The 18,799-nt window shown below is 69.8% G+C and carries 18 protein-coding genes; 12 read left to right on the top strand and 6 right to left on the bottom strand.

Going from position 1 to position 18,799, the window contains the following annotated elements:
* Positions 1 to 21: 21 nt before the first annotated feature.
* Positions 22 to 1,905 (top strand): glutamine--fructose-6-phosphate transaminase (isomerizing), encoded by a 1,884-nt coding sequence (gene glmS / locus ACIA5H_RS04045; RefSeq protein WP_356964722.1) that lies wholly within the window; start codon positions 22 to 24, stop codon positions 1,903 to 1,905.
* Positions 1,906 to 1,962: 57 nt separating this feature from the next.
* Here glmS and ACIA5H_RS04040 read toward each other — a convergent pair whose 3' ends face one another.
* A complete protein-coding gene (locus ACIA5H_RS04040; RefSeq protein ID WP_397073770.1) occupies positions 1,963 to 3,150 on the bottom strand; it encodes an MFS transporter in 1,188 nt (395 codons plus the stop codon).
* A 139-nt stretch (positions 3,151 to 3,289) separates the two neighbouring features.
* Between ACIA5H_RS04040 and ACIA5H_RS04035 the strand changes: the two genes are divergently transcribed.
* On the top strand, positions 3,290 to 3,772 hold the full coding sequence (locus ACIA5H_RS04035) for a MarR family transcriptional regulator (RefSeq protein ID WP_356964719.1): 483 nt from the start codon (positions 3,290 to 3,292) through the stop codon (positions 3,770 to 3,772).
* Positions 3,773 to 3,942: 170 nt separating this feature from the next.
* Here ACIA5H_RS04035 and ACIA5H_RS04030 read toward each other — a convergent pair whose 3' ends face one another.
* Positions 3,943 to 4,368 (bottom strand): cupredoxin family copper-binding protein, encoded by a 426-nt coding sequence (locus ACIA5H_RS04030; RefSeq protein WP_397073768.1) that lies wholly within the window; start codon positions 4,366 to 4,368, stop codon positions 3,943 to 3,945.
* A gap of 42 nt (positions 4,369 to 4,410) precedes the next feature.
* On the opposite strand from ACIA5H_RS04030, the gene ACIA5H_RS04025 reads away from it, so the two are divergent.
* The 7 genes from ACIA5H_RS04025 to tsaD all read left to right on the top strand — a co-directional run bounded on the left by ACIA5H_RS04025 (position 4,411) and on the right by tsaD (position 11,171).
* Positions 4,411 to 5,856: an NAD(P)H-hydrate dehydratase gene (locus tag ACIA5H_RS04025; protein ID WP_379252032.1), complete on the top strand. Its 1,446-nt coding sequence runs from the start codon at positions 4,411 to 4,413 to the stop codon at positions 5,854 to 5,856.
* Positions 5,857 to 6,099: 243 nt separating this feature from the next.
* On the top strand, positions 6,100 to 7,320 hold the full coding sequence (gene alr, locus ACIA5H_RS04020) for an alanine racemase (RefSeq protein ID WP_379252033.1): 1,221 nt from the start codon (positions 6,100 to 6,102) through the stop codon (positions 7,318 to 7,320).
* Positions 7,317 to 8,405: an alpha/beta fold hydrolase gene (locus ACIA5H_RS04015; RefSeq protein ID WP_397073765.1), complete on the top strand. Its 1,089-nt coding sequence runs from the start codon at positions 7,317 to 7,319 to the stop codon at positions 8,403 to 8,405. Before alr ends, ACIA5H_RS04015 begins: the two co-directional genes overlap by 4 nt.
* On the top strand, positions 8,398 to 8,850 hold the full coding sequence (tsaE, locus tag ACIA5H_RS04010) for a tRNA (adenosine(37)-N6)-threonylcarbamoyltransferase complex ATPase subunit type 1 TsaE (RefSeq protein WP_355076288.1): 453 nt from the start codon (positions 8,398 to 8,400) through the stop codon (positions 8,848 to 8,850). The genes ACIA5H_RS04015 and tsaE overlap by 8 nt, the downstream gene beginning before the upstream one ends.
* A gap of 55 nt (positions 8,851 to 8,905) precedes the next feature.
* On the top strand, positions 8,906 to 9,622 hold the full coding sequence (tsaB, locus tag ACIA5H_RS04005; RefSeq protein WP_356964715.1) for a tRNA (adenosine(37)-N6)-threonylcarbamoyltransferase complex dimerization subunit type 1 TsaB: 717 nt from the start codon (positions 8,906 to 8,908) through the stop codon (positions 9,620 to 9,622).
* A 5-nt stretch (positions 9,623 to 9,627) separates the two neighbouring features.
* Entirely contained in the window at positions 9,628 to 10,131 is a 504-nt protein-coding gene (gene rimI / locus ACIA5H_RS04000; protein ID WP_355076292.1) for a ribosomal protein S18-alanine N-acetyltransferase, read from the top strand.
* Complete coding sequence (gene tsaD, locus ACIA5H_RS03995; protein WP_379252035.1) at positions 10,128 to 11,171, top strand: tRNA (adenosine(37)-N6)-threonylcarbamoyltransferase complex transferase subunit TsaD; 1,044 nt, start codon at positions 10,128 to 10,130, stop codon at positions 11,169 to 11,171. Before rimI ends, tsaD begins: the two co-directional genes overlap by 4 nt.
* An 88-nt stretch (positions 11,172 to 11,259) precedes the next feature.
* Here the strand turns inward: tsaD and ACIA5H_RS03990 are convergent, their stop codons facing one another.
* Positions 11,260 to 12,795 (bottom strand): Hsp70 family protein, encoded by a 1,536-nt coding sequence (locus ACIA5H_RS03990; protein WP_379252036.1) that lies wholly within the window; start codon positions 12,793 to 12,795, stop codon positions 11,260 to 11,262.
* 586 nt (positions 12,796 to 13,381) lie between these two features.
* On the opposite strand from ACIA5H_RS03990, the gene groES reads away from it, so the two are divergent.
* Both groES and groL read left to right on the top strand, forming a co-directional pair.
* Positions 13,382 to 13,684 carry a co-chaperone GroES gene (groES, locus tag ACIA5H_RS03985; protein ID WP_028479292.1) on the top strand — a complete coding sequence of 101 codons (303 nt, stop codon included), beginning with the start codon at positions 13,382 to 13,384 and terminating at the stop codon, positions 13,682 to 13,684.
* Between the two features lie 174 nt (positions 13,685 to 13,858).
* Positions 13,859 to 15,469 (top strand): chaperonin GroEL, encoded by a 1,611-nt coding sequence (groL, locus tag ACIA5H_RS03980; protein WP_356964710.1) that lies wholly within the window; start codon positions 13,859 to 13,861, stop codon positions 15,467 to 15,469.
* Between the two features lie 210 nt (positions 15,470 to 15,679).
* On the opposite strand, the gene ACIA5H_RS03975 is transcribed toward groL, so the two are convergent.
* The 3 genes from ACIA5H_RS03975 to ACIA5H_RS03965 form a co-directional block, all read right to left on the bottom strand.
* Entirely contained in the window at positions 15,680 to 15,931 is a 252-nt protein-coding gene (locus ACIA5H_RS03975; protein ID WP_355076299.1) for a hypothetical protein, read from the bottom strand.
* A gap of 1 nt (position 15,932) precedes the next feature.
* Positions 15,933 to 16,508 carry a sigma-70 family RNA polymerase sigma factor gene (locus tag ACIA5H_RS03970; RefSeq protein ID WP_355076300.1) on the bottom strand — a complete coding sequence of 192 codons (576 nt, stop codon included), beginning with the start codon at positions 16,506 to 16,508 and terminating at the stop codon, positions 15,933 to 15,935.
* Between the two features lie 429 nt (positions 16,509 to 16,937).
* The gene (locus ACIA5H_RS03965; protein WP_355076302.1) at positions 16,938 to 17,231 is read right to left on the bottom strand and encodes a WhiB family transcriptional regulator; all 294 of its coding nucleotides are present in this window, start codon (positions 17,229 to 17,231) and stop codon (positions 16,938 to 16,940) included.
* A gap of 627 nt (positions 17,232 to 17,858) precedes the next feature.
* Between ACIA5H_RS03965 and ACIA5H_RS03960 the strand changes: the two genes are divergently transcribed.
* Positions 17,859 to 18,731 carry a hypothetical protein gene (locus ACIA5H_RS03960; RefSeq protein ID WP_397073759.1) on the top strand — a complete coding sequence of 291 codons (873 nt, stop codon included), beginning with the start codon at positions 17,859 to 17,861 and terminating at the stop codon, positions 18,729 to 18,731.
* The last annotated feature ends 68 nt before the right edge of the window (positions 18,732 to 18,799 follow it).

Here is an 18,799-nt window from a genome sequence, read left to right as displayed (position 1 = left end):
CGATAAGTAGTGTGGTGAGCCATGTGCGGAATCGTGGGGTACGTCGGGTACCGAGACGCGCTCGGCGTCGTCGTTGACGCGTTGCGCCGCATGGAATATCGCGGATACGACTCCGCGGGTGTGGCGATCCTGGATGGCGCGGGCACGCTGGCGGTGGAACGCAAGGCGGGCCGCCTGGCCAACCTGGAGGCCCAGCTCGCCGAAACCGGGATCGATCGCTTCGTGGGCACCACGGGCATCGGGCACACCCGCTGGGCCACACACGGCGCGCCGACCGACCGCAACGCACACCCGCATCGGGACCACACCGGCAAGGTCGCCGTCGTACACAACGGCATCATCGAGAACTTCGCCCCGCTGCGTCGCGAACTGGAGGACGCCGGGGTCGAGCTGAACAGCGACACCGACACCGAGGTCGCGGTGCACCTGGTGGCCCGCGCGTACGCCCATGGCCCGACCGCAGGCGACTTCGCGGCCAGCGCGCTGTCCGTCCTGCGCCGTCTGGAGGGCGCGTTCACGCTGGTCTTCACGCATGCCGACCATCCGGACACGATCGTGGCGGCGCGCCGCTCCACCCCGCTGGTGGTGGGCGTGGGCAAGGGCGAGATGTTCATCGCCTCGGATGTCACGGCGTTCATCGAGCACACCCGCGAGGCGGTCGAGCTCGGTCAGGACCAAGCCGTGGTGATCACCCTGGACAGCTACCGGGTCACCGACTTCGCCGGCGAGGACGCGAGCTCGCGCACCCGCCCGTTCACGATCGACTGGGACCTGGCCGCCGCCGAGAAGGGCGGCCACGACTACTTCATGCTCAAGGAGATCGAGGAGCAGCCCGCGGCGGTCGCGGACACGCTGATGGGGCATTTCAGCACCGACCACGACGGCGCGGGCCGGATCGTGCTGGACGAGCAGCGCCTCGCCGATCAGGAGCTGCGCGATTTCGACAAGGTTTTCGTCGTGGCGTGCGGCAGCGCCTATCACTCCGGCCTGCTGGCGAAGTACGCCATCGAGCACTGGACGCGGCTGCCCGTCGAGGTGGAGCTGGCCAGCGAGTTCCGCTACCGCGATCCGGTGCTGGACCGCTCCACGCTGGTGGTGGCGATCTCCCAGTCCGGCGAGACCGCCGACACGCTGGAGGCGGTGCGGCACGCGAAGGAACAGAAGGCGCGCGTCCTCGCGATCTGCAACACCAACGGCGCGCAGATCCCTCGCGAGTCCGACGCGGTGCTCTACACCAGGGCCGGGCCGGAGATCGGCGTCGCCTCCACCAAGGCGTTCCTGGCCCAGGTGACAGCGAATTACCTGGTCGGGCTCGCCTTGGCGCAGGCGCGCGGCACCAAGTACCCGGACGAGGTGGCCCGCGAATTCACCGAACTCGAGGCGATGCCAAAGCTGGTGGAGCGCGTGCTGGAGACCGCGCCGCAGGTGCGGGCCATCGCGCGGGAGCTGGCGCAGGTGCCGACCGTGTTGTTCCTGGGCAGGCACGTCGGTTACCCGGTGGCCTTGGAGGGCGCGCTCAAGCTCAAGGAACTGGCCTACATGCACGCCGAGGGGTTCGCGGCGGGTGAGCTCAAGCATGGTCCGATCGCCCTGATCGAGGACGGCCTGCCGGTGATCGTGGTGATGCCGTCGCCGAAGGGGCGCGCGGTGTTGCACTCGAAGCTGCTGAGCAACATCCGGGAGATCCAGGCTCGCGGCGCGCGCACCATCGTGATCGCGGAGGAGGGCGACGACACGGTGCGTCCGTTCGCCGACGACCTCATCGAGATCCCGAGCGCACCGACGCTGTTCCAGCCGCTGTTGTCGACGGTGCCGTTGCAGATCTTCGCCGCCGAGGTGGCGCAGGCGCGCGGCTACGACGTCGACAAGCCGCGCAACCTGGCCAAATCCGTCACCGTGGAATAGTTCGGCGGCCGCGCACTTCGCAGTGCGCGGCCGCTGTTTCGCCGGGGCGACCGGCGGCTATACCGGCACGGTAGCCAGGGGCTCCGCCGGGGCGGTGGGTCTCGCGCGACGCTCGAGCTGCCCGGACAGGATCGCGAGCAGTAGCGCCGCCAGCACCAGACCGACGCCGACCCAGTTGGGTGCGGTGTAGCCGTAGCCTGCGGCGATCACCACGCCACCGAGCCAGGCCGACACCGCGTTGCCGAGGTTGAACGCGCCGATGTTCACCGCCGACGCGAGGGTCGGTGCGCCCGCGGCCTGGTCGAGGACGCGCTTCTGCAACGGCGGCACGGTCGCGAAGCCCAGTGCGCCGATCAACACCACCGTGACGGCGGCGGCTATCTTGTCGTGCGCGGTGACGGTGAACAGCGCGAGAACGAGCGCGAGCCCGCCGAGTGTGAGATACAGCATCGGCATCAGATGACGGTCGGCGAACTTGCCGCCGATCAGATTGCCCGCGAAGAAGCCGAGGCCGAAGAGCACCAGCAGCCAGGTGACCGAACTCTCCGCATAGCCGGTGACCTCGGTCATCATCGGCGCGAGATAGGTGATCGCGGCGAAGACCCCGCCGAAGCCGAGGACCGTCATCGCCATCGCCAGCAGCACCTGGGGGTTGCGGAACACCGCCAGTTCGGTGCGCAGCGCGGCGTTCGCCGCGGCGGGCTGTTCCGGGACCAGCGCCGCGACGCCGAGCAGGCCGATCAACCCGACCAGTGCGACGAACACGAAGGTCAGCCGCCAGCCGAAGTGCTGGCCGAGCAGCGTTCCCAGCGGTACGCCGACCACCGTGGCGACGGTGAGTCCGGTGAACATGATCGCAATCGCACCGGCGCGCCGATCGGCGCTGACCAGGGTTCCGGCGACGACCGCGCCGATCCCGAAGAACGCGCCATGGGCCAGCGACGCGACGATCCGTCCGGTCAGCATCAGCGCGAAGGTCGGTGCCGCGGCGGACAGGAGGTTGCCGACGACGAGCAGCGTCAGCATGCCGAGCAGCATCCGTTTGCGCGACAGCCGGGTACCCAGCCCGGTCATCAGCGGCGCACCCGCCACGACGCCGAGCGCGTAGCCGGTGACCAGCAGGCCCGCGGTGGGGATGGACACCGAGTAGCTGCTCGCGATGTCTGGTAGCAGTCCGACGACGACGAATTCCGTCGTCCCGATTCCGAATGCCCCGAGGGTCAGGGCGAGGAGTGCGAGGGGCATGAACGAAGCCTCCACGTAACGTTGCTTCAAACTATTACAGGCGGAAACAATAATTGCATACGCCCTTTAATTGCAAGCGCGGGCTATTGTGATCCCTGGCTATCCTGGAGACACGAACCCCGACGCCGAAGGAACGCCGATGACCGCGGATGCCGCCCTGACCGGCCTCGCCGATGGTTGGTACGCACTCTCGCTGCTGCACGACCGGATCGAGGCGCACATCGAGCGGGCCCTGCAATCCGGCCACGACCTGAGCGTTCGCGAGTACTCCCTGCTGGTCGTGCTGAGCCGCCAGCACGACGGGCCGGGCGGGCACCTGCGGATGAACCAGGTGGCCGAGGCCGTGGTGCTGAGCCAGAGCGCGACCACCCGACTGGTTTCCCGGCTGGAAGATCGCGGCCTGCTCCAGCGTTACCTCTGCCCCGACGACCGTCGCGGCATCTACACCGATGTCACCCCGGCGGGCTTGGACCTGCTCGAACAGGCGCGGCCCACGCACGACGCCGCCCTGGCCGGAGCACTCGGGCAGGCGGCCGCCGATCCCGAACTCGCTCCGCTCGTGGCCGCGGTCGAAGCACTGAACACCCACGGCGCACGGCACCGCGACTACCGTCCGGTGTGAGTGCGGGACGGCTCGGCGATCAACAAGTGCGGAGTCGAGGTCCGGCTTTTCTCCGGGATGCTTCGTCGGAGGTTTTCGCGGTTTCTCGGCTGGACCTCGCCGAGGCGACGTCCGGAGCGCTTCGCCGGTGGAATGCCCCCGGTAGGCCCGAAGGGTCCGTACCCTGCGGTTTACTGCACGGTGACCGAGCCGCGCATCTCCGGGTGCAGCGAGCAGAGATAGCGGTAGGTGCCCGGCGCGGTGAAGGTGTAGCTCCACTCGCCTTTGTCGAAGATCGGGCTGTTGATGCCCATGGCCTTGTCGCCGATGCCCTGCACCGTGTGCGGGACCTTGTCGTCGAATTTCCAGGTGACCGTGTCGCCGACCGCGACGGTGACGTCGGCGGGGGAGAATTTCATGTCATGCGCCACGACGGTGGCTGCGGCGGGCTTGCGGTCACCGGTCTGCTGTGCGGTGGTGGTCGGCCGAGCCGGTTTCCTCGTCGTGGTGGCGGCCGAACCGGATTCGTCGCCGCCGCAACCGGACAGTAGGAGCGCGCAGGCCAAGGCGACTCCCGTGACGACGCGGACGATCCCGATGCGGCGGACGCTTGGCATGATGGCCAAGCGTAGTAGGCCACACCGACGGAGGGAGCGGCGATGTCCACGCAGCGGGGCTATTTCACGGTGGACGAAGTGCGCGCGGCGGAGGCCGAGCTGTTCACCCGGGTGCCGGACGGCGTGCCCATGCGCCGGGCGGCGCACGGCCTGGCCACGGTGGTGGCGGGCGAACTCAGGGAGCGTACCGGCGGTATCGCGGGGCGGGCGGTGACCCTGCTGGTCGGTTCCGGGGACAACGGCGGCGACGCGCTCTGGGCCGGAGCGCGGCTGCGCCGCCGCGGTGTCGCGGTCACCGCGGTGTTGCTCAGCCCGGAGCGGGCGCACGCCGGAGGACTCGCGGCGCTGCGCGGAGCGGGCGGTCGAGTCGCCGACGACGTGGGCCGTCCGGATCTGGTGATCGACGGCATCGTCGGCATCTCCGGTCGCGGTGCGTTGCGGCCGCGTGCCGCTGAAATCGTTGCGGCGCTGGAGGCTCCGGTCATCGCGGCAGACCTGCCCAGCGGCGTCGACCCGGGCACCGGCGCGATCGAAGGCCCGGCGGTTCGCGCGGACGTCACGGTCGCGTTCGGCGCGTACAAGCCGGTGCACGCGCTCGCCGCGCCGCAGTGCGGGCGAATCGAATTGGTGCCCATCGGTTTACGTCTCCCGGAGCCGGGCCTCCTCGCGCTGGAGCCCGCGGCGATCGGGGCCGCGTGGCCGGTCCCCGGCCCGGCCGACGACAAGTACACGCAGGGTGTGACGGGCGTATGCGCGGGTAGCGCCACGTATCCGGGCGCCGCGGTGCTGTGCGCGGGCGCCGCCGTCGCGGCGACATCGGGCATGGTGCGGTATGCCGGGACCGCGGCGGCCGAGGTGCTGAACCACTTCCCCGAAGTGATCGCCGCCGAGGAGGTCGCCGCGACCGGTCGCGTACAGGCCTGGGTCTTCGGTCCCGGCGCGGGCACCGACTCCGCCGCCAGGGAACGCCTGCGCGAGATCCTGGCCACCGACCTCCCGGTGGTGATCGACGCGGACGGCCTGACCATGCTGGCCGCGGAGCCGGACTTGGTGCGCGGTCGTGCGGCCCCGACCGTTCTGACTCCGCACGCGGGCGAGTTCGCCCGCCTCACCGGCCACGAGGTCGGTCCCGACCGGGTGGCAGCGGTCCGCGACTTCGCCGCTTCCTGGCAGGTGACGGTGCTGCTGAAGGGTCGCGCCACGCTCGTCACCGCCCCGGGCGGTCCCGTGCTGGTCAACGAGGCGGGCGGTTCCTGGGCGGCGACCGCGGGCGCGGGCGACGTGCTCTCCGGCATCATCGGGGCGCTGCTCGCGGCGGGGCGGGAACCCGCATGGTCGGCGGCGGCGGCCGCGCGCGCGCACGCGTTGTCCGCGAACCTCGCCGCACATGACGCCGCCCCGGCGGGAACTCCGATCTCGGCGAGCGTGCTGGCAGCTCACGTCCGCCCCGCCATCGGCGTCCTCCGTGGCCTGGCACACCCCTTCTGACTGTTTCCGCCCGCCACGGTGATGGAACCGGTACGAGCCGATGGCCGCATTCAGCCGGACCGACGGGTTCCGGCGGGCGCAAAGCTGAGGCGCTGAGTGCCGGGTGCCGATGGCGTCGATGTATCGAGGCTGGTCGTGGCGCTCGACACACCGGCCCGAGCGCCACGGAAACCGATTGGAACCAGAATCGAGCGCGCCAATAGACTCGACCGGAATCAACGCAACGACTGATCTCGAGAGCATATGGGTAACTCGTCGGGCACGCCCGAAATCCAGGCGGCATCAAACGCAGGACCTGAACGTGAATCCTGCGCGTCCGACTGGGACGGCCCGGATACGCGGAGAGGCGGCACAGCGCAAGTGGAAACGGTCATCGACCTGGACGCCATCGCCCACAACGTGCGGATCCTGCGGGAGCACGCGGGTGGCGCCGCGGTGATGGCGGTGGTGAAGGCCGACGGCTACAACCACGGCGCGGTCGAGGTGGGCCGGGCCGCTCTGGCGGCGGGCGCGGCGGAACTGGGTGTCACGACGGTGGGCGAGGCCGTGCAGTTGCGTGCGGCCGGGATCACCGCGCCCATCCTGTGCTGGTTGCACAGCACGGACACCGACTTCGCGCCTGCGGTGGCCGCCGACGTCGAGATCGGGATCTCTTCGGCGGCTCATCTGCGAGCGGTCGAGGCCGCGGCGCGCGAGCTGGGCCGTCCGGCGACGGTCACCCTGAAGGTGGACACCGGCCTGAACCGCAACGGCGTGTCGCCGGACGCGTACCCGGAAGTCCTGACGGCGCTGCGCGCTCTGGTCGACGAGGGTGTGGTGCGGTTTCGCGCGATCTTCTCCCACCTCGCGCACGCCGACGAACCCGAGCATCCCAACAACGACGCGCAACGCGCCCGGTTCCTGGAGGCCATCGCCACGGCCAAGGAGCACGGCCTGGAACCGGAGCTGGTGCACATCGCCAACTCCGCCGCTACCCTGACCCGCCCTGACCTGGCCTTCGACTTGGTCCGGCCGGGCATCGCCATGTACGGCCTGTCCCCGATACCGGACGACGATTTCGGCCTGCGGCCCGCGATGACGTTCCAGGCAGAGGTCGCCCTGGTCAAACGAGTGGCCGCGGGCGAAGGCGTTTCCTATGGGCACCAGTGGATCGCGCCGCGCGACACCACCGTCGCGCTCATCCCCGCCGGTTACGCCGACGGCGTTTTCCGCCCCCTGAGCGGACGTTTCGATGTCTGGCTCGGCGGGGCGCCGCGCAGGAACGTGGGGCGGGTGTGCATGGACCAGTTCGTCGTCGACCTCGGTGACAACGCGGCGGGCGTTCGGGAAGGCGACACCGCGATTCTCTTCGGTGCGCGACCGCACGCCCAGGAGTGGGCGGACCTGCTCGACACCATCCACTACGAAGTGGTGTGCTCACCGCGCGGCCGGGTCACCCGGCGCTATGTCGGTGGCGTTCGATGAGGCGCTTCCGGGTGACCCCGCTGCGCGGCGGGCTGGCCACGGCTGGTTTCGTCGGTGCGCTGGCAGGCGCGCACGCCTTGCGTCGCGCCGGTGCGCGGGTGCTGTGGCCCGCGCGGGGCGACGACTACCGCGACGAGAATTTCGCGCTGATCGATGCCGACCGCGCGGGGACGGTGCTCGCCGACGACGGCGTGCCGTTGGCCACGCGGATCTGCGGCCCCGACGACGCACCGGTGACGGTGATCTTCGTGCACGGCTTCTGCAACAGCATGGCTTCCTTCCACTTTCAGCGTCGTGACCTGGAAAAGCGCTACGGCGCAGGACTTCGCATGGTGCTGTTCGATCTGCGCGGGCACGGCCGTTCCGGTGTGCCGAGCGCCGCGAGTTGTACCGTCGCCCAGCTCGGGAGCGACCTCGCCGCCGTGCTGAACGCCACCGCTCCGGCCGGGCCGGTGGTGCTGGTCGGGCATTCGCTGGGCGGGATGGCGATCCTGGCCGCGGCCGCGCGATTCCCGGAATTGTTCGCGGCCAGAGTGATCGGGATCGCACTGCTGTCGACCGCGGCCGCCGAGGTCACCGCGGCGGGAATCGGGCAACTGTTGCGCAATCCCGCGATCGACGGGTTCCGGGTGGCCGTGTACACCGCGCCCGCGCTGGTGCAGGCGGGCCGCGTCACCGCTCGGCGGGTGATCACGCCGATCCTGCACGTCAGCTCGTTCCACGGACCGGTGAGCCCGACGCTGTCGCGCTTCATGACGCTGATGATCGACCAGACGCCGGTGGAGACCGTAGTGAAGTTCCTGCAGGCCATCGAGCTGCACGACGAGTCGGCGGCGTTGCCCGCGCTGGCGGGCACACCGACCCTGGTACTCGGCGGCGGGCACGATCTGGTGATCCCGTTCCGGAATTCGCGTGCGCTCGCCGCCGCTCTGCCGTGCAGCGAACTCATCCGGTTGGAAGGCGCGGCGCACATGCCGCATCTGCAATACCCGGACATAGTCAACGCCGCGCTGGATCGCTTGCTGGTGCGTGCGGGCGTGGTCGACCCGGCGCAGGGGGAGGCCTCGGAGGTGGCCCGTGGCTGATCCAGGGCATCGAGTGCTGCCCACCGTCGCCGACACCGAGGCGCTGGGCCGGGAACTGGCCACCGATCTGCGTGCCGGGGATCTCGTGGTGCTGGACGGTCCGCTCGGCGCGGGCAAGACCGCACTGACCCGCGGCATCGCCGAAGGTCTTGGCGTGCAGGGGCGGGTCAGCTCGCCGACGTTCATCATCGCCCGCCAGCACCGCGCGGGGCAGCGCGCAGGCGGCCCGTCGGTGCCCATGGTGCACGTGGACGCCTACCGGCTCGGCGGCGACCTGGACGAGCTGGACGCGCTGGACCTGGACACCGATCTGCATCAGGCGGTCGTCGTGGTGGAGTGGGGCCGCGGCGTGGTGGAGCACCTCGCGGATCGGCATCTGCGTGTGGTGCTGTCGCGGGCGCCGGACTCGGATGTGCGCACCGCCAGCTGGGAATGGGTGAATTAGCTACCGGGTAGCTCTGCGTCGGCCTCACCTACCACCCGGTATCGTTGGCCCAATCATGCTTGTACTAGCCGTCGACACCGCGACACCCGCCGTCACAGCGGGACTGGTGGACTTGGAGCAGGGCGCCGACGCGGCGAATCCGGTCCGGGTACGCACCGTCGCATCCCGGGTGCGGGTCGACCCCCGCGCCCATGCCGAGGTACTCACTCCGCAGATCCTCGAATGCCTCACCGAGGCAGGTCGTTCCAGGACCGAGATCGACGCGATCGTGGTCGGTGTCGGTCCGGGTCCGTTCACCGGCTTGCGCGTCGGCATGGCCACCGCGGCCGCGTTCGGCGACGCGCTGGGGATCCCGGTGTACGGCGCGTGCAGCCTCGACGCGATCGCAGCCGATGCCGCTGTCGACCCAGCGGTGCCGCCCCCCGTCGAGCTCCCGCCCGAAGCCGAACTGCTCGTGGTGACCGATGCCCGGCGGCGCGAGGTGTATTGGGCGCGGTACCGGGAGGGTGCCCGCGTGGCCGGACCCGAGGTGTGCAAGCCCTCCGACTTGGACGCGGGCGAGGCCACGGCGATCGCCGGATCCGCTTCGCACGTCGACTTCTTCGATCTGCCCGTGCTCCCCGCCGAGACGCCCTCACCCGCCGGGTTGGTCCGCGTCGTCGCCGCCGAGGTGCTGTCCCGCAGCGTGCCGGAGCCGCTGGTTCCGCTGTACTTGCGCAGGCCGGACGCGGTCGAGAACGCCTACCGCCGACTCGACCGGACGGGGGCGTGAAGCCGGTGACTTTCCGAATCGCGCCGATGGTGGCCGCCGACATCACGCGCTGCGTCGAACTGGAGCAATTGCTTTTTCCGGAGGACGACCCGTGGGCCGCCGTGGCGTTCCAGTCCGAGCTGGCCGGGCGGCACAACCGCTACATCACCGCGCGCGACGACGACGGGCGAATGGTCGGCTACGCGGGTATCGCCCTGCTGGGTGATGCCGAACACCCCGAGGCCGAGGTCCACACCATCGGCGTCGACCCCGGCTGCCACCGCACAGGTGTCGGCACGCTCCTGCTGGAGGCGCTGCTCGCCGAGGCGGACCGGCGCGGTGGACCGGTGTTCCTGGAGGTCCGCACCGACAACGCGCCGGCGATCGCGCTGTACGCCAAGCACGGGTTCCACATCATCGGATTGCGCAAGAACTACTACCACCCCAGTGGCGCGGACGCGTACACGATGCGTCGCCCCGCGCTGACCAGCGGGGAGCGCTGGCGCACACGGGACGAGGTGTTGTCGTGATCGTCATGGGCATCGAAAGCTCCTGCGACGAAACCGGAGTCGGCATCGTCCGCAGGAACCCCGACGGCACCTGCGTACTGCTCGCCGACGAGGTCGCTTCCAGCGTCGACCAGCACGCGCGCTTCGGCGGCGTCGTCCCCGAGATCGCCTCGCGCGCGCATCTCGAGGCGATCGTGCCCGCGATGCGCCGCGCGCTGTCGGCCGCGGGCATCGCGAAACCGGACGCGTTGGCGGTGACCATCGGCCCGGGCTTGGCCGGTGCGCTGCTGGTCGGTGTCGCCGCGGCGAAAGCGTATGCGGCGGCGTGGGATGTGCCCTTCTACGCGCTCAACCATCTCGGCGGGCACGTCGCGGTGGACACTCTGGAGCACGGGCCGATGCCGCCGTGCGTCGCGCTGCTGGTGTCGGGCGGGCACACGCATCTGCTGCACGTCACGGATCTGGCCGAGCCGATCGTCGAGCTGGGCAGCACCGTCGACGACGCGGCGGGCGAGGCGTTCGACAAGGTGGCGCGGCTGCTCGGGTTGGGCTTTCCCGGCGGTCCGGCGCTGGATGCCGCCGCGACGGCCGGTGATCCGCGCGCCATCGCCTTCCCCCGCGGCATGACCGGGCCGCGCGACCCGCGCTACGACTTCTCCTTCTCGGGTCTCAAGACCGCGGTCGCCCGTTACGTGGAGGCGGCCCAGCGCGACGGCGTCGCCGCGGAGGATCTGCCCATCCCCGATATCGCGGCGTCTTTCCAGGAGTCGGTCGCGGATGTGCTCACGATGAAGGCGGTTCGCGCGGCCCAGGATGTCGGCGTCGGCACACTGGTGCTCGGCGGCGGCGCGACCGCCAACTCGCGGATCCGCTCGATGGCCGAGGAACGCTGCGCCGCAGCCGGTTTGACCTTGCGGGTGCCCAAGCCTCGGCTGTGCACGGACAACGGGGTGATGATCGCCGCGCTCGGCGCGCATGTCATCGCTGGTGGCGCGGCTGCTTCGCCGCTGACGGTCGCCACCGATCCGGGTCTGCCGGTGTCGGTCAGTATGGTTCGCTGACCGGCTCGGATTCAGCGCACGAAGCGGCGGCGGCCGCACCGGGTTTCTTTCCGGTGAGATCGCCGCGAAGGGCCGTCGTGCGGCCGGATCAGTTCGGTGCGAGCAGTCCGGGATGCGACGCCGACCCCGAATTCCCCCGGAGGAGTGGCAGGCTCGACCGCGCGGGCGCCTGGGTGGGCGTCGGGCTCGTGCCGGGTGCCGGAGCGGTCGGCGCCGCCGGGTACCACGTCCGGCTCGATGGCGATTCGGGCGAACCGTTCGGTGCCGCATTCGGATTCCCGAACAGGGGGCCGAGCAGTTCGGGGAACGGAATCGGCGGAAGGTTCGGATCCGGGCGCAGCGTGGGCTGCGTGGGTGTGATCACCTGCGTGGACGACGGCCCGCCGGTCGTGCTCTGCGGTCCGCGTTCCGTGGTCGTCGGTGCGATGCCGGTGTTGTCCGGCGTGCGGTTGTGCGGCGTGGCGGCAGCCGTGGTCGCGGGCGGCACGGACGTCGGGTTGGGCAGTTGCGACGCGCTGCTCGTGGTCCCCGCGGGAGAGACCTCGTCATCCGAGGTCGGCGCGAACGTCTTGACCCCGTAGCCGACGATCAGTCCGACGACCACGATCGCACCGGCGAGCGTGCCGAACACCTTGGTTACCGTCCCCGCGGGCGCGTCGCCGCCGAGCCCGGCGACCGGGAACACCGACGGCTGCATCGAATCGGCGACCAGCGCCGCGCCTTTGGCGGTCACCGCCTCGGGATCCGGCACGGTGAACACGGGGATGTCCAGGGCGGCGGTGAGCGTATCGAGCACCGCGGGGATGTTGGCGCCGCCGCCGATGACCGTGACCGCCTGCGGCTGCCTGGGCGCCCGGGCGAACGACATCGTGACGAACCGCGCCAGGTCGCGCAGCAGGTCGGCGATCAACTCTTCGAAGTCGGCCCTGGTCAGCTTCAGCGGACGACCGGCGACGTGGTCGATGGTGACCGCGGGCGCGATGGACAGGTGCTCCTTCGCCGCGCGGCCCCGGTTGGTGAGCATGCCGCGGTTGGGGCGGGTACCGCGCCGGGCGAAGTGCAGGTCCACCAGATGGTGGTAGATGAGATCGTCGATCGCCTTGCCGCTGACGGTCGCGGTGCGATCGGAACGGAGCAGGGAGCCGTCGGCGCGGTCGGCGACGGTGACGCCGAGCCCGGACGCGCCGAGATCGACGATGGCGACCGTGTCGTAGCGGTCCAGCAGGCCGGTGTGCCGCAGGTAGGTCAGCGCGGCGGTGCCCTCCGGGATCAGCCGCAGGTCGCGCTGTTTTCCGGTGGCCGAGCGGATGATCTGGGCCTGCTCCTTGGTGCGGTAGGCGACCGCGACGCTGGTGGGCGGGTGACCCGTCGCCGGCTCGAAGTCGCGTGGCCCGCCCGCGAAACGGCCGCCGACCGGGCGGATGATCTCGCGTGGCGGCTGCGTGGTCGGCAGCTGGGTCGTCATCAGCTCGATCGAGGACGACACCAGGTCACCGAGATCGGAATGAGCCGCGTCGGCGGACACGACGCGGTAATCGAAGCTCTGCGTGCCGTTCGGCGCGGTGGAGACCAACGCCGAGCACACGACCTCTGCCCCGGCCGAGATGCCGAGGGATGTTCGCATGTTCACCTCCCTTCGAGCGGATGGTCATGGTGTCGCCGACCATCTCGAATGGACTGCCGGACCGCCGTATGGATGACGCGCGACCCGGACCGGGAAACGAACCGGCCCCTCGTCCGGGTGGGTCGCGGGGACCGGCCATGGATCACGTGTGTCTTGCTCTCTGGTGAAGCTGGTGGTGCAACGATCGTGCTGCGGCGCTGCGGGTTCGGCGACGCTGTGGTACCTCTGTGCCGCCTGGCCGCCGCTCGGAGGAGCGACGAACCGGCGGCCGGACCGCAACCGTCGTCAATAGTGTCACAATCCGTTATCCGAACGTTACTGTTTTCCCGAACTTATAGCCAAGCTCGCAGTGTCGCCGGGCGCGCCGCGCAAAGTTGGCACCGCCCAGCCTTGAGCGCTGGCACTCTCATGTATAGAGTGCTAGTCGGCACTGTGTGTAGTGCTTGTGCCAGCAGCTTGACCACTGGGCAGGGGTCCCGGCACCCGCGACGACGGGGCTATGCGCAGGGTCAGCATCGTGACCAACCGACGAGTTCGGAGCGACGAGTTCCGGACGACCGAATCCCCTGAAAGTGGAGGGCTCAACGTGGCGAGCGTGAACATCAAGCCGCTCGAGGACAAGATCCTCGTCCAGGCCAACGAGGCCGAGACGACGACGGCCTCCGGCCTGGTCATCCCTGACACGGCGAAGGAGAAGCCGCAGGAGGGCACCGTTGTCGCCGTCGGTCCCGGCCGGTGGGACGACGAGGGCGAGAAGCGCATCCCGCTGGATGTCCAGGAGGGTGACACCGTCATCTACAGCAAGTACGGCGGCACCGAGATCAAGTACCAGGGCGAGGAGTACCTCATCCTGTCGGCGCGCGACGTGCTGGCCGTCGTCACCAAGTAGCCGATCAGGCACGCATGCGTTCCGCCCCGGTGTCTTTCGTGACCCGGGGCGGAGTGCGTTCGGCGCCGACACCACGGCACTGAAACACGCGGTGCGAGCGACGGGCCCTGAGGCGGCAGCCTGCGTGACGACGGGACCCGGGAGCGCCGCAATCCACTACAGGAGCGAATCCCCATGGCAAAGCAGATCGAGTTCGACGAGAAGGCTCGCCGGGCTCTGGAACGCGGCGTCGACAAGCTCGCCGACGCCGTGAAGGTCACCCTGGGCCCGCGCGGACGGCACGTCGTACTCGCGAAGTCCTTCGGCGGCCCGACCGTCACCAACGACGGCGTCACCATCGCGCGCGACATCGAGCTGGAAGACCCGTTCGAGAACCTCGGCGCGCAGCTGGTCAAGAGCGTCGCCACCAAGACCAACGACGTGGCGGGCGACGGCACCACCACCGCCACCGTGCTGGCCCAGGCGCTGGTCCGCGCCGGGCTGAAGAACGTTGCGGCCGGGGCGAACCCGATCGTGGTCGGCTCCGGCATCGCCAAGGCCGCCGACGCGGTCTCCGAGGCGCTGCTCGCGCTGGCCACCCCGGTCTCCGGCGAGCAGGCCATCGCGCAGGTCGCGACCGTGTCCTCGCGGGACGAGGAGATCGGCGAGATGGTCGGCAAGGCGCTGACCACCGTCGGCAAGGACGGCGTCGTCACCGTCGAGGAGTCCTCGACGCTGCAGACCGAACTCGTCGTCACCGAGGGCGTGCAGTTCGACAAGGGCTACCTGTCGCCCTACTTCGTCACCGACCCCGACAGCCAGCAGGCCATCCTGGAGGACGTGTTCGTCCTGCTGCACCGCGAGAAGATCAGCTCGCTGCCGGACTTCCTGCCGCTGCTGGAGAAGATCGCCGAAAGCGGCAAGCCCGTCCTGATCATCGCCGAGGACGTCGAAGGCGAGGCGCTGTCGACCCTGGTGGTCAACGCCATCCGCAAGACGATCAAGGCCGTCGCGGTCAAGGCGCCGTTCTTCGGCGACCGCCGCAAGGCGTTCCTCGACGACTTGGCCGTGGTCACCGGCGGCACCGTGGTGAACCCCGATCTGGGCATCACCCTGCGCGAGGCAGGCCTCGACGTGCTCGGCAAGGTGCGCCGCGTCGTCGTCACCAAGGACGACACCACGATCATCGATGGCGCCGGTTCCGCTGCGGACGTGGAGGCGCGCGTCGCGCAGCTGCGCCGCGAGATCGAGGCCACCGATTCCGACTGGGATCGCGAGAAGCTGGAGGAGCGGCTGGCCAAGCTGGCAGGCGGCGTCGCGGTGATCAAGGTCGGCGCGGCCACCGAGACCGCGCTCAAGGAGCGCAAGTACCGCGTCGAAGACGCGGTGAGCGCCGCCAAGGCCGCCGTGGAAGAGGGCATCGTGCCCGGTGGCGGCACCGCGCTGGTGCAGGCGAGCAGCAAGCTCGTCGAGCTGCGCGATTCGCTGTCCGGCGACGAGGCCGTCGGCGTCGAGGTGGTCCGCACCGCGCTGCGTGCGCCGCTGTACTGGATCGCCACCAACGCGGGCCTGGACGGCGCCGTGGTGGTCAGCAAGGTCGCCGAGGGCAAGGACGGCTTCAACGCCGCCACGCTCACCTACGGCGACCTGCTCACCGACGGCGTCGTCGACCCCGTGAAGGTGACCCGTTCGGCCGTCGTCAACGCGGCGTCGGTCGCGCGCATGGTGCTCACCACCGAGAGCGCCGTGGTGGACAAGCCCGCCGAGGAGCAGAACGACCACGGCCACCACGGCCACGCGCACTGAGCCCGGTTTTCTCGGGACAACGCACGGACAAGGCCCCCGAACCGCGTGGTTCGGGGGCCTTGCCGTACGCGGCCTCGACTACCGGTTGGACCGAGAGAGTTCCGAAGCGCGACACACTGTCTGCCGCGGGATCGGAGGGAGGCCGCGGGAAGCTCAGGACCGCTGGGGTCGGTTACGCGCGGGGCGGGAATGCCTGGCGGGACGCCGGATTCAGCTGGCGACCGGTGGCTGCTCGGCGGCGATGGCCGCGAGTAGGCGAGCACGCAGCGACGGCGGCGGAGTGGCCGCCGTGGCTGTGGCGAGAACGGCGAGCGCTTCTTTCGTGTCTCTGACTTCCTGGATGAACTCCGCGCGTAGCACGGGGTCCTCGCTGTCGAACAGCTCCTGCACTTCCTGATGGTCTTCGTCGTCGATCGATCCGAGCGCGACGGTGTGCGCGAGATCGATACGGCGTTCGTTCATCTCACGTCACCCCCAAACTTTTCTTCAGTCGTGTCAATCCGTCCCGAATCCGGGACTTAACCGTAGGTAACCCTACGTCGAGGTAGGTGGCTACCTCCGCATAGGTGCGTCCGCCGTAGTAGGCGAGCGAGATGGCTTCCCGCTGGGTTTCGGTGAGTGTGGCCAGACCGGCCAGGACGGCCTGTTGTTCGAGCCTGCGCTCGACCTCTTCGGTGACCTCGTCGAATTCGTTGCCGAGCACCCGGATCCCGTACGCGACCTCGCGCTGGGTGTGGGCTTGCTCGGCGCGGACCCGGTCCACGGCGCGCCGGTGGGCGAGCGTCATCAACCAGGTGACCGCGGAACCTTTCGCCGGATCGAAACTCGATGCCATGCGCCAGACCTGCAGATAGACCTCTTGCGTGGTCTCCTCCGCGTAGCCCGGATCGTGCAGAACGCGCAAAACCAGACCGAAGACGCGCGCACACGTCCGGTCGTACAACTCGGCGAATGCTTCCTGGTCGGCTCGACCGCATCGATGCAAAAGCGCGGCGAGCTCGATACTTTCGGCTGCGCGTGCCGTAACCGCAGAATCCACCGTGGGTGGGAAGGCTGCTCTTCGGAACGAGTCGCCCTCTGCGGCCGACGGCCGCGTTGTCACAACGCTCCATTCTGTGTCATCGGTCACTACCGTAGCGCGCCGCTATGACCTCCCTTCGGGTGGGGTGGCCACAAGGCTCGTCGTGGACCGGCGCCGCGTTGCGGAAAGCGCCGATACGCCGGACATCTCGGGAGCGACACGCCGTGACACGCCGAACCGTCGCACCGTGCCGGAACGCCGGGTGCACGACCTCCGGCCTCGCTCGGCGGCCGGCCGATCGATGGTGACGATCGGAACCCACGCGCCGACCTTCGGCGCGGAACCGGTCACCGTGTCATGTGAGCGGCTCGGCCGAAGCATGTTGCAGTGGCCCGTTGTTTGCTAGGAATTCGACGCCCGGCGGCGTGCGGATGGGAGGCGATTGATTCAGACGGCCATGCGGCGACGGCTGCGCCGCGCGTGCATCTCGCGCTCGGTCTCCGACATGCCGCCCCAGATGCCGTAGGGCTCGCTGACTTTCAGCGCGTGCGCGCGGCACTGCATGAGCACCGGGCAGGTCCGGCAGATCTCCTTGGCGCGCATCTCGCGGGCCGTGCGGGCCCGGCCGCGCTCACCATCGGGATGGAAGAACACCGCGGAATCCTGCCCGCGGCACGATCCTCGCATCTGCCAATCCCAGACATCGGCGTTGGGTCCCGGGAGGTGGGTCGGCATGGGCATGGTGAACTCCTCGTGGTGCGAGCTCGTCAGCGTTGTCGAGCAGTTGTTCTGCAACAGTTGTGGGCCACGACGCCGTGTCGGCGGGGGTACCCGGGGGGCTCGCCCTTCGTGGTCGCTGCAATTTCGCGCGGCGCCGTCCGTGGCGATGAGCTACGTTAGGTCCAGCCGCGAAATTCCGTCAATAGTTCGGCGCAGCACTTTTCCAAATCTCGCGCTGCCAAATTTAACCTCCGAACTGTTTACTTTTCGTGCTGGTTCCGGCGATACTGTTCGGTTGGCCGGAGGCCCGTGGCTGCCGCATGTGCCGCAACTGATCCAATTTCCGCTGGTAGGGGCGATTTCATGGTCGTAGCGCCGACGCGACGCCGATCTCGTGCCGATGATGTCGGTCACTGCCGCGGCCGAGGGGGTTCGTGGGGTGTGGATCCGAAGATGGCGACAACGGGGCGGGCAGGTTAATTACGCGAAACACGCATGAATTCCCGGCGTGGCCGCTCGGCGATAGCCAGGACGAGATTTACCTAATGGCAACATCCGCTCGGCGTCGGAAATCCCGAGTGTCGCCGGTCGGCCGTCGCTCACCTTTCCTCGCCGGAGCCGGGGTGCCGCACGGGATAGAGTGCGCCCGTGTTCGCGCCCGCTCCGCTCGGAGATCCTCACCTCGCGGTCCTCGCCGAGGCCGCCTTCGGCGCCGCTCCGGGTCGCGCCGCCGCCGACCTTCCGTCCGCGTCGGACGCACTCGGCCGGTGGTATCGCGCGGTGGTTCTCGGCGGCCAGGGCCGTTATGCGGCGGCGCGCGCCGAATTGCGAAGGGTATGCAACCACAGCAACGACCCCGTCCTCCTCTCACTGGCGGGAAGTACCGAGGGTTCTTTTCTTCGCCAGCTCGGCTGGCACGAACGCGCCGCGGCGTTCGACGGGCGGTCGGCCGCGTTGATCCTCACCGCCGGCGCCGGAGCGGAGCCGGACAGCGCCGAGGAGTTCGGCGGCTACCGTCCCAGCCGCGCCGACGCGATCTGCGACGCGCTCACCGGACTCGCCGCCGACGCGCTCGGAACCGGGCGCCTCGCGCTGGCCGACCGCTTGCTGCGGCGCAGCGCGTCGGCGGCACAGCAGTATCGGGCCGGTTGGCGTCCCGCGATCCGCTTGCGCTGGGTGTCCGCGGAAACGGCGCTGGCGGCAGGCGATTTCGAGGTGGCGGCGGCGCACGCGGCGGCCGCGCTGGAGCTGGCCGAGCGATCCCCGTCGGTGCGCCACCGGGTCAAGTCACGCTTGCTGGTCGCCGCCGCCGACGTGGCGCTCGACGCGCGGGGAAGATCGGGCGTCTCGGCCGAGGATGTCGCCGAGCAGTGCCGCGAGCACGGCCTGCTGCCGTTGCGCTGGGCCTGTGCCATGCTCCGCGCCGGATCGGGCGCGCGGGACGCGGCGGCGGAGGCGGCCGAATGTGCCGCGGCCATCGCCCGCTCCGGCGGCGTGTTGCGCCCCATGGCGGGGTGGTAGGTGATCACGGAGTCCACCGTGTTGACCAGTTCCGGCCAACGGGTCGCTATTGTTAGATCCGTTCCGCC

This window comes from Nocardia sp. NPDC051900 (assembly GCF_044452545.1).
GTDB classification, from domain to species: domain Bacteria; phylum Actinomycetota; class Actinomycetes; order Mycobacteriales; family Mycobacteriaceae; genus Nocardia; species Nocardia sichangensis.
This window is presented reverse-complemented; position numbering and strand designations above follow the sequence as displayed.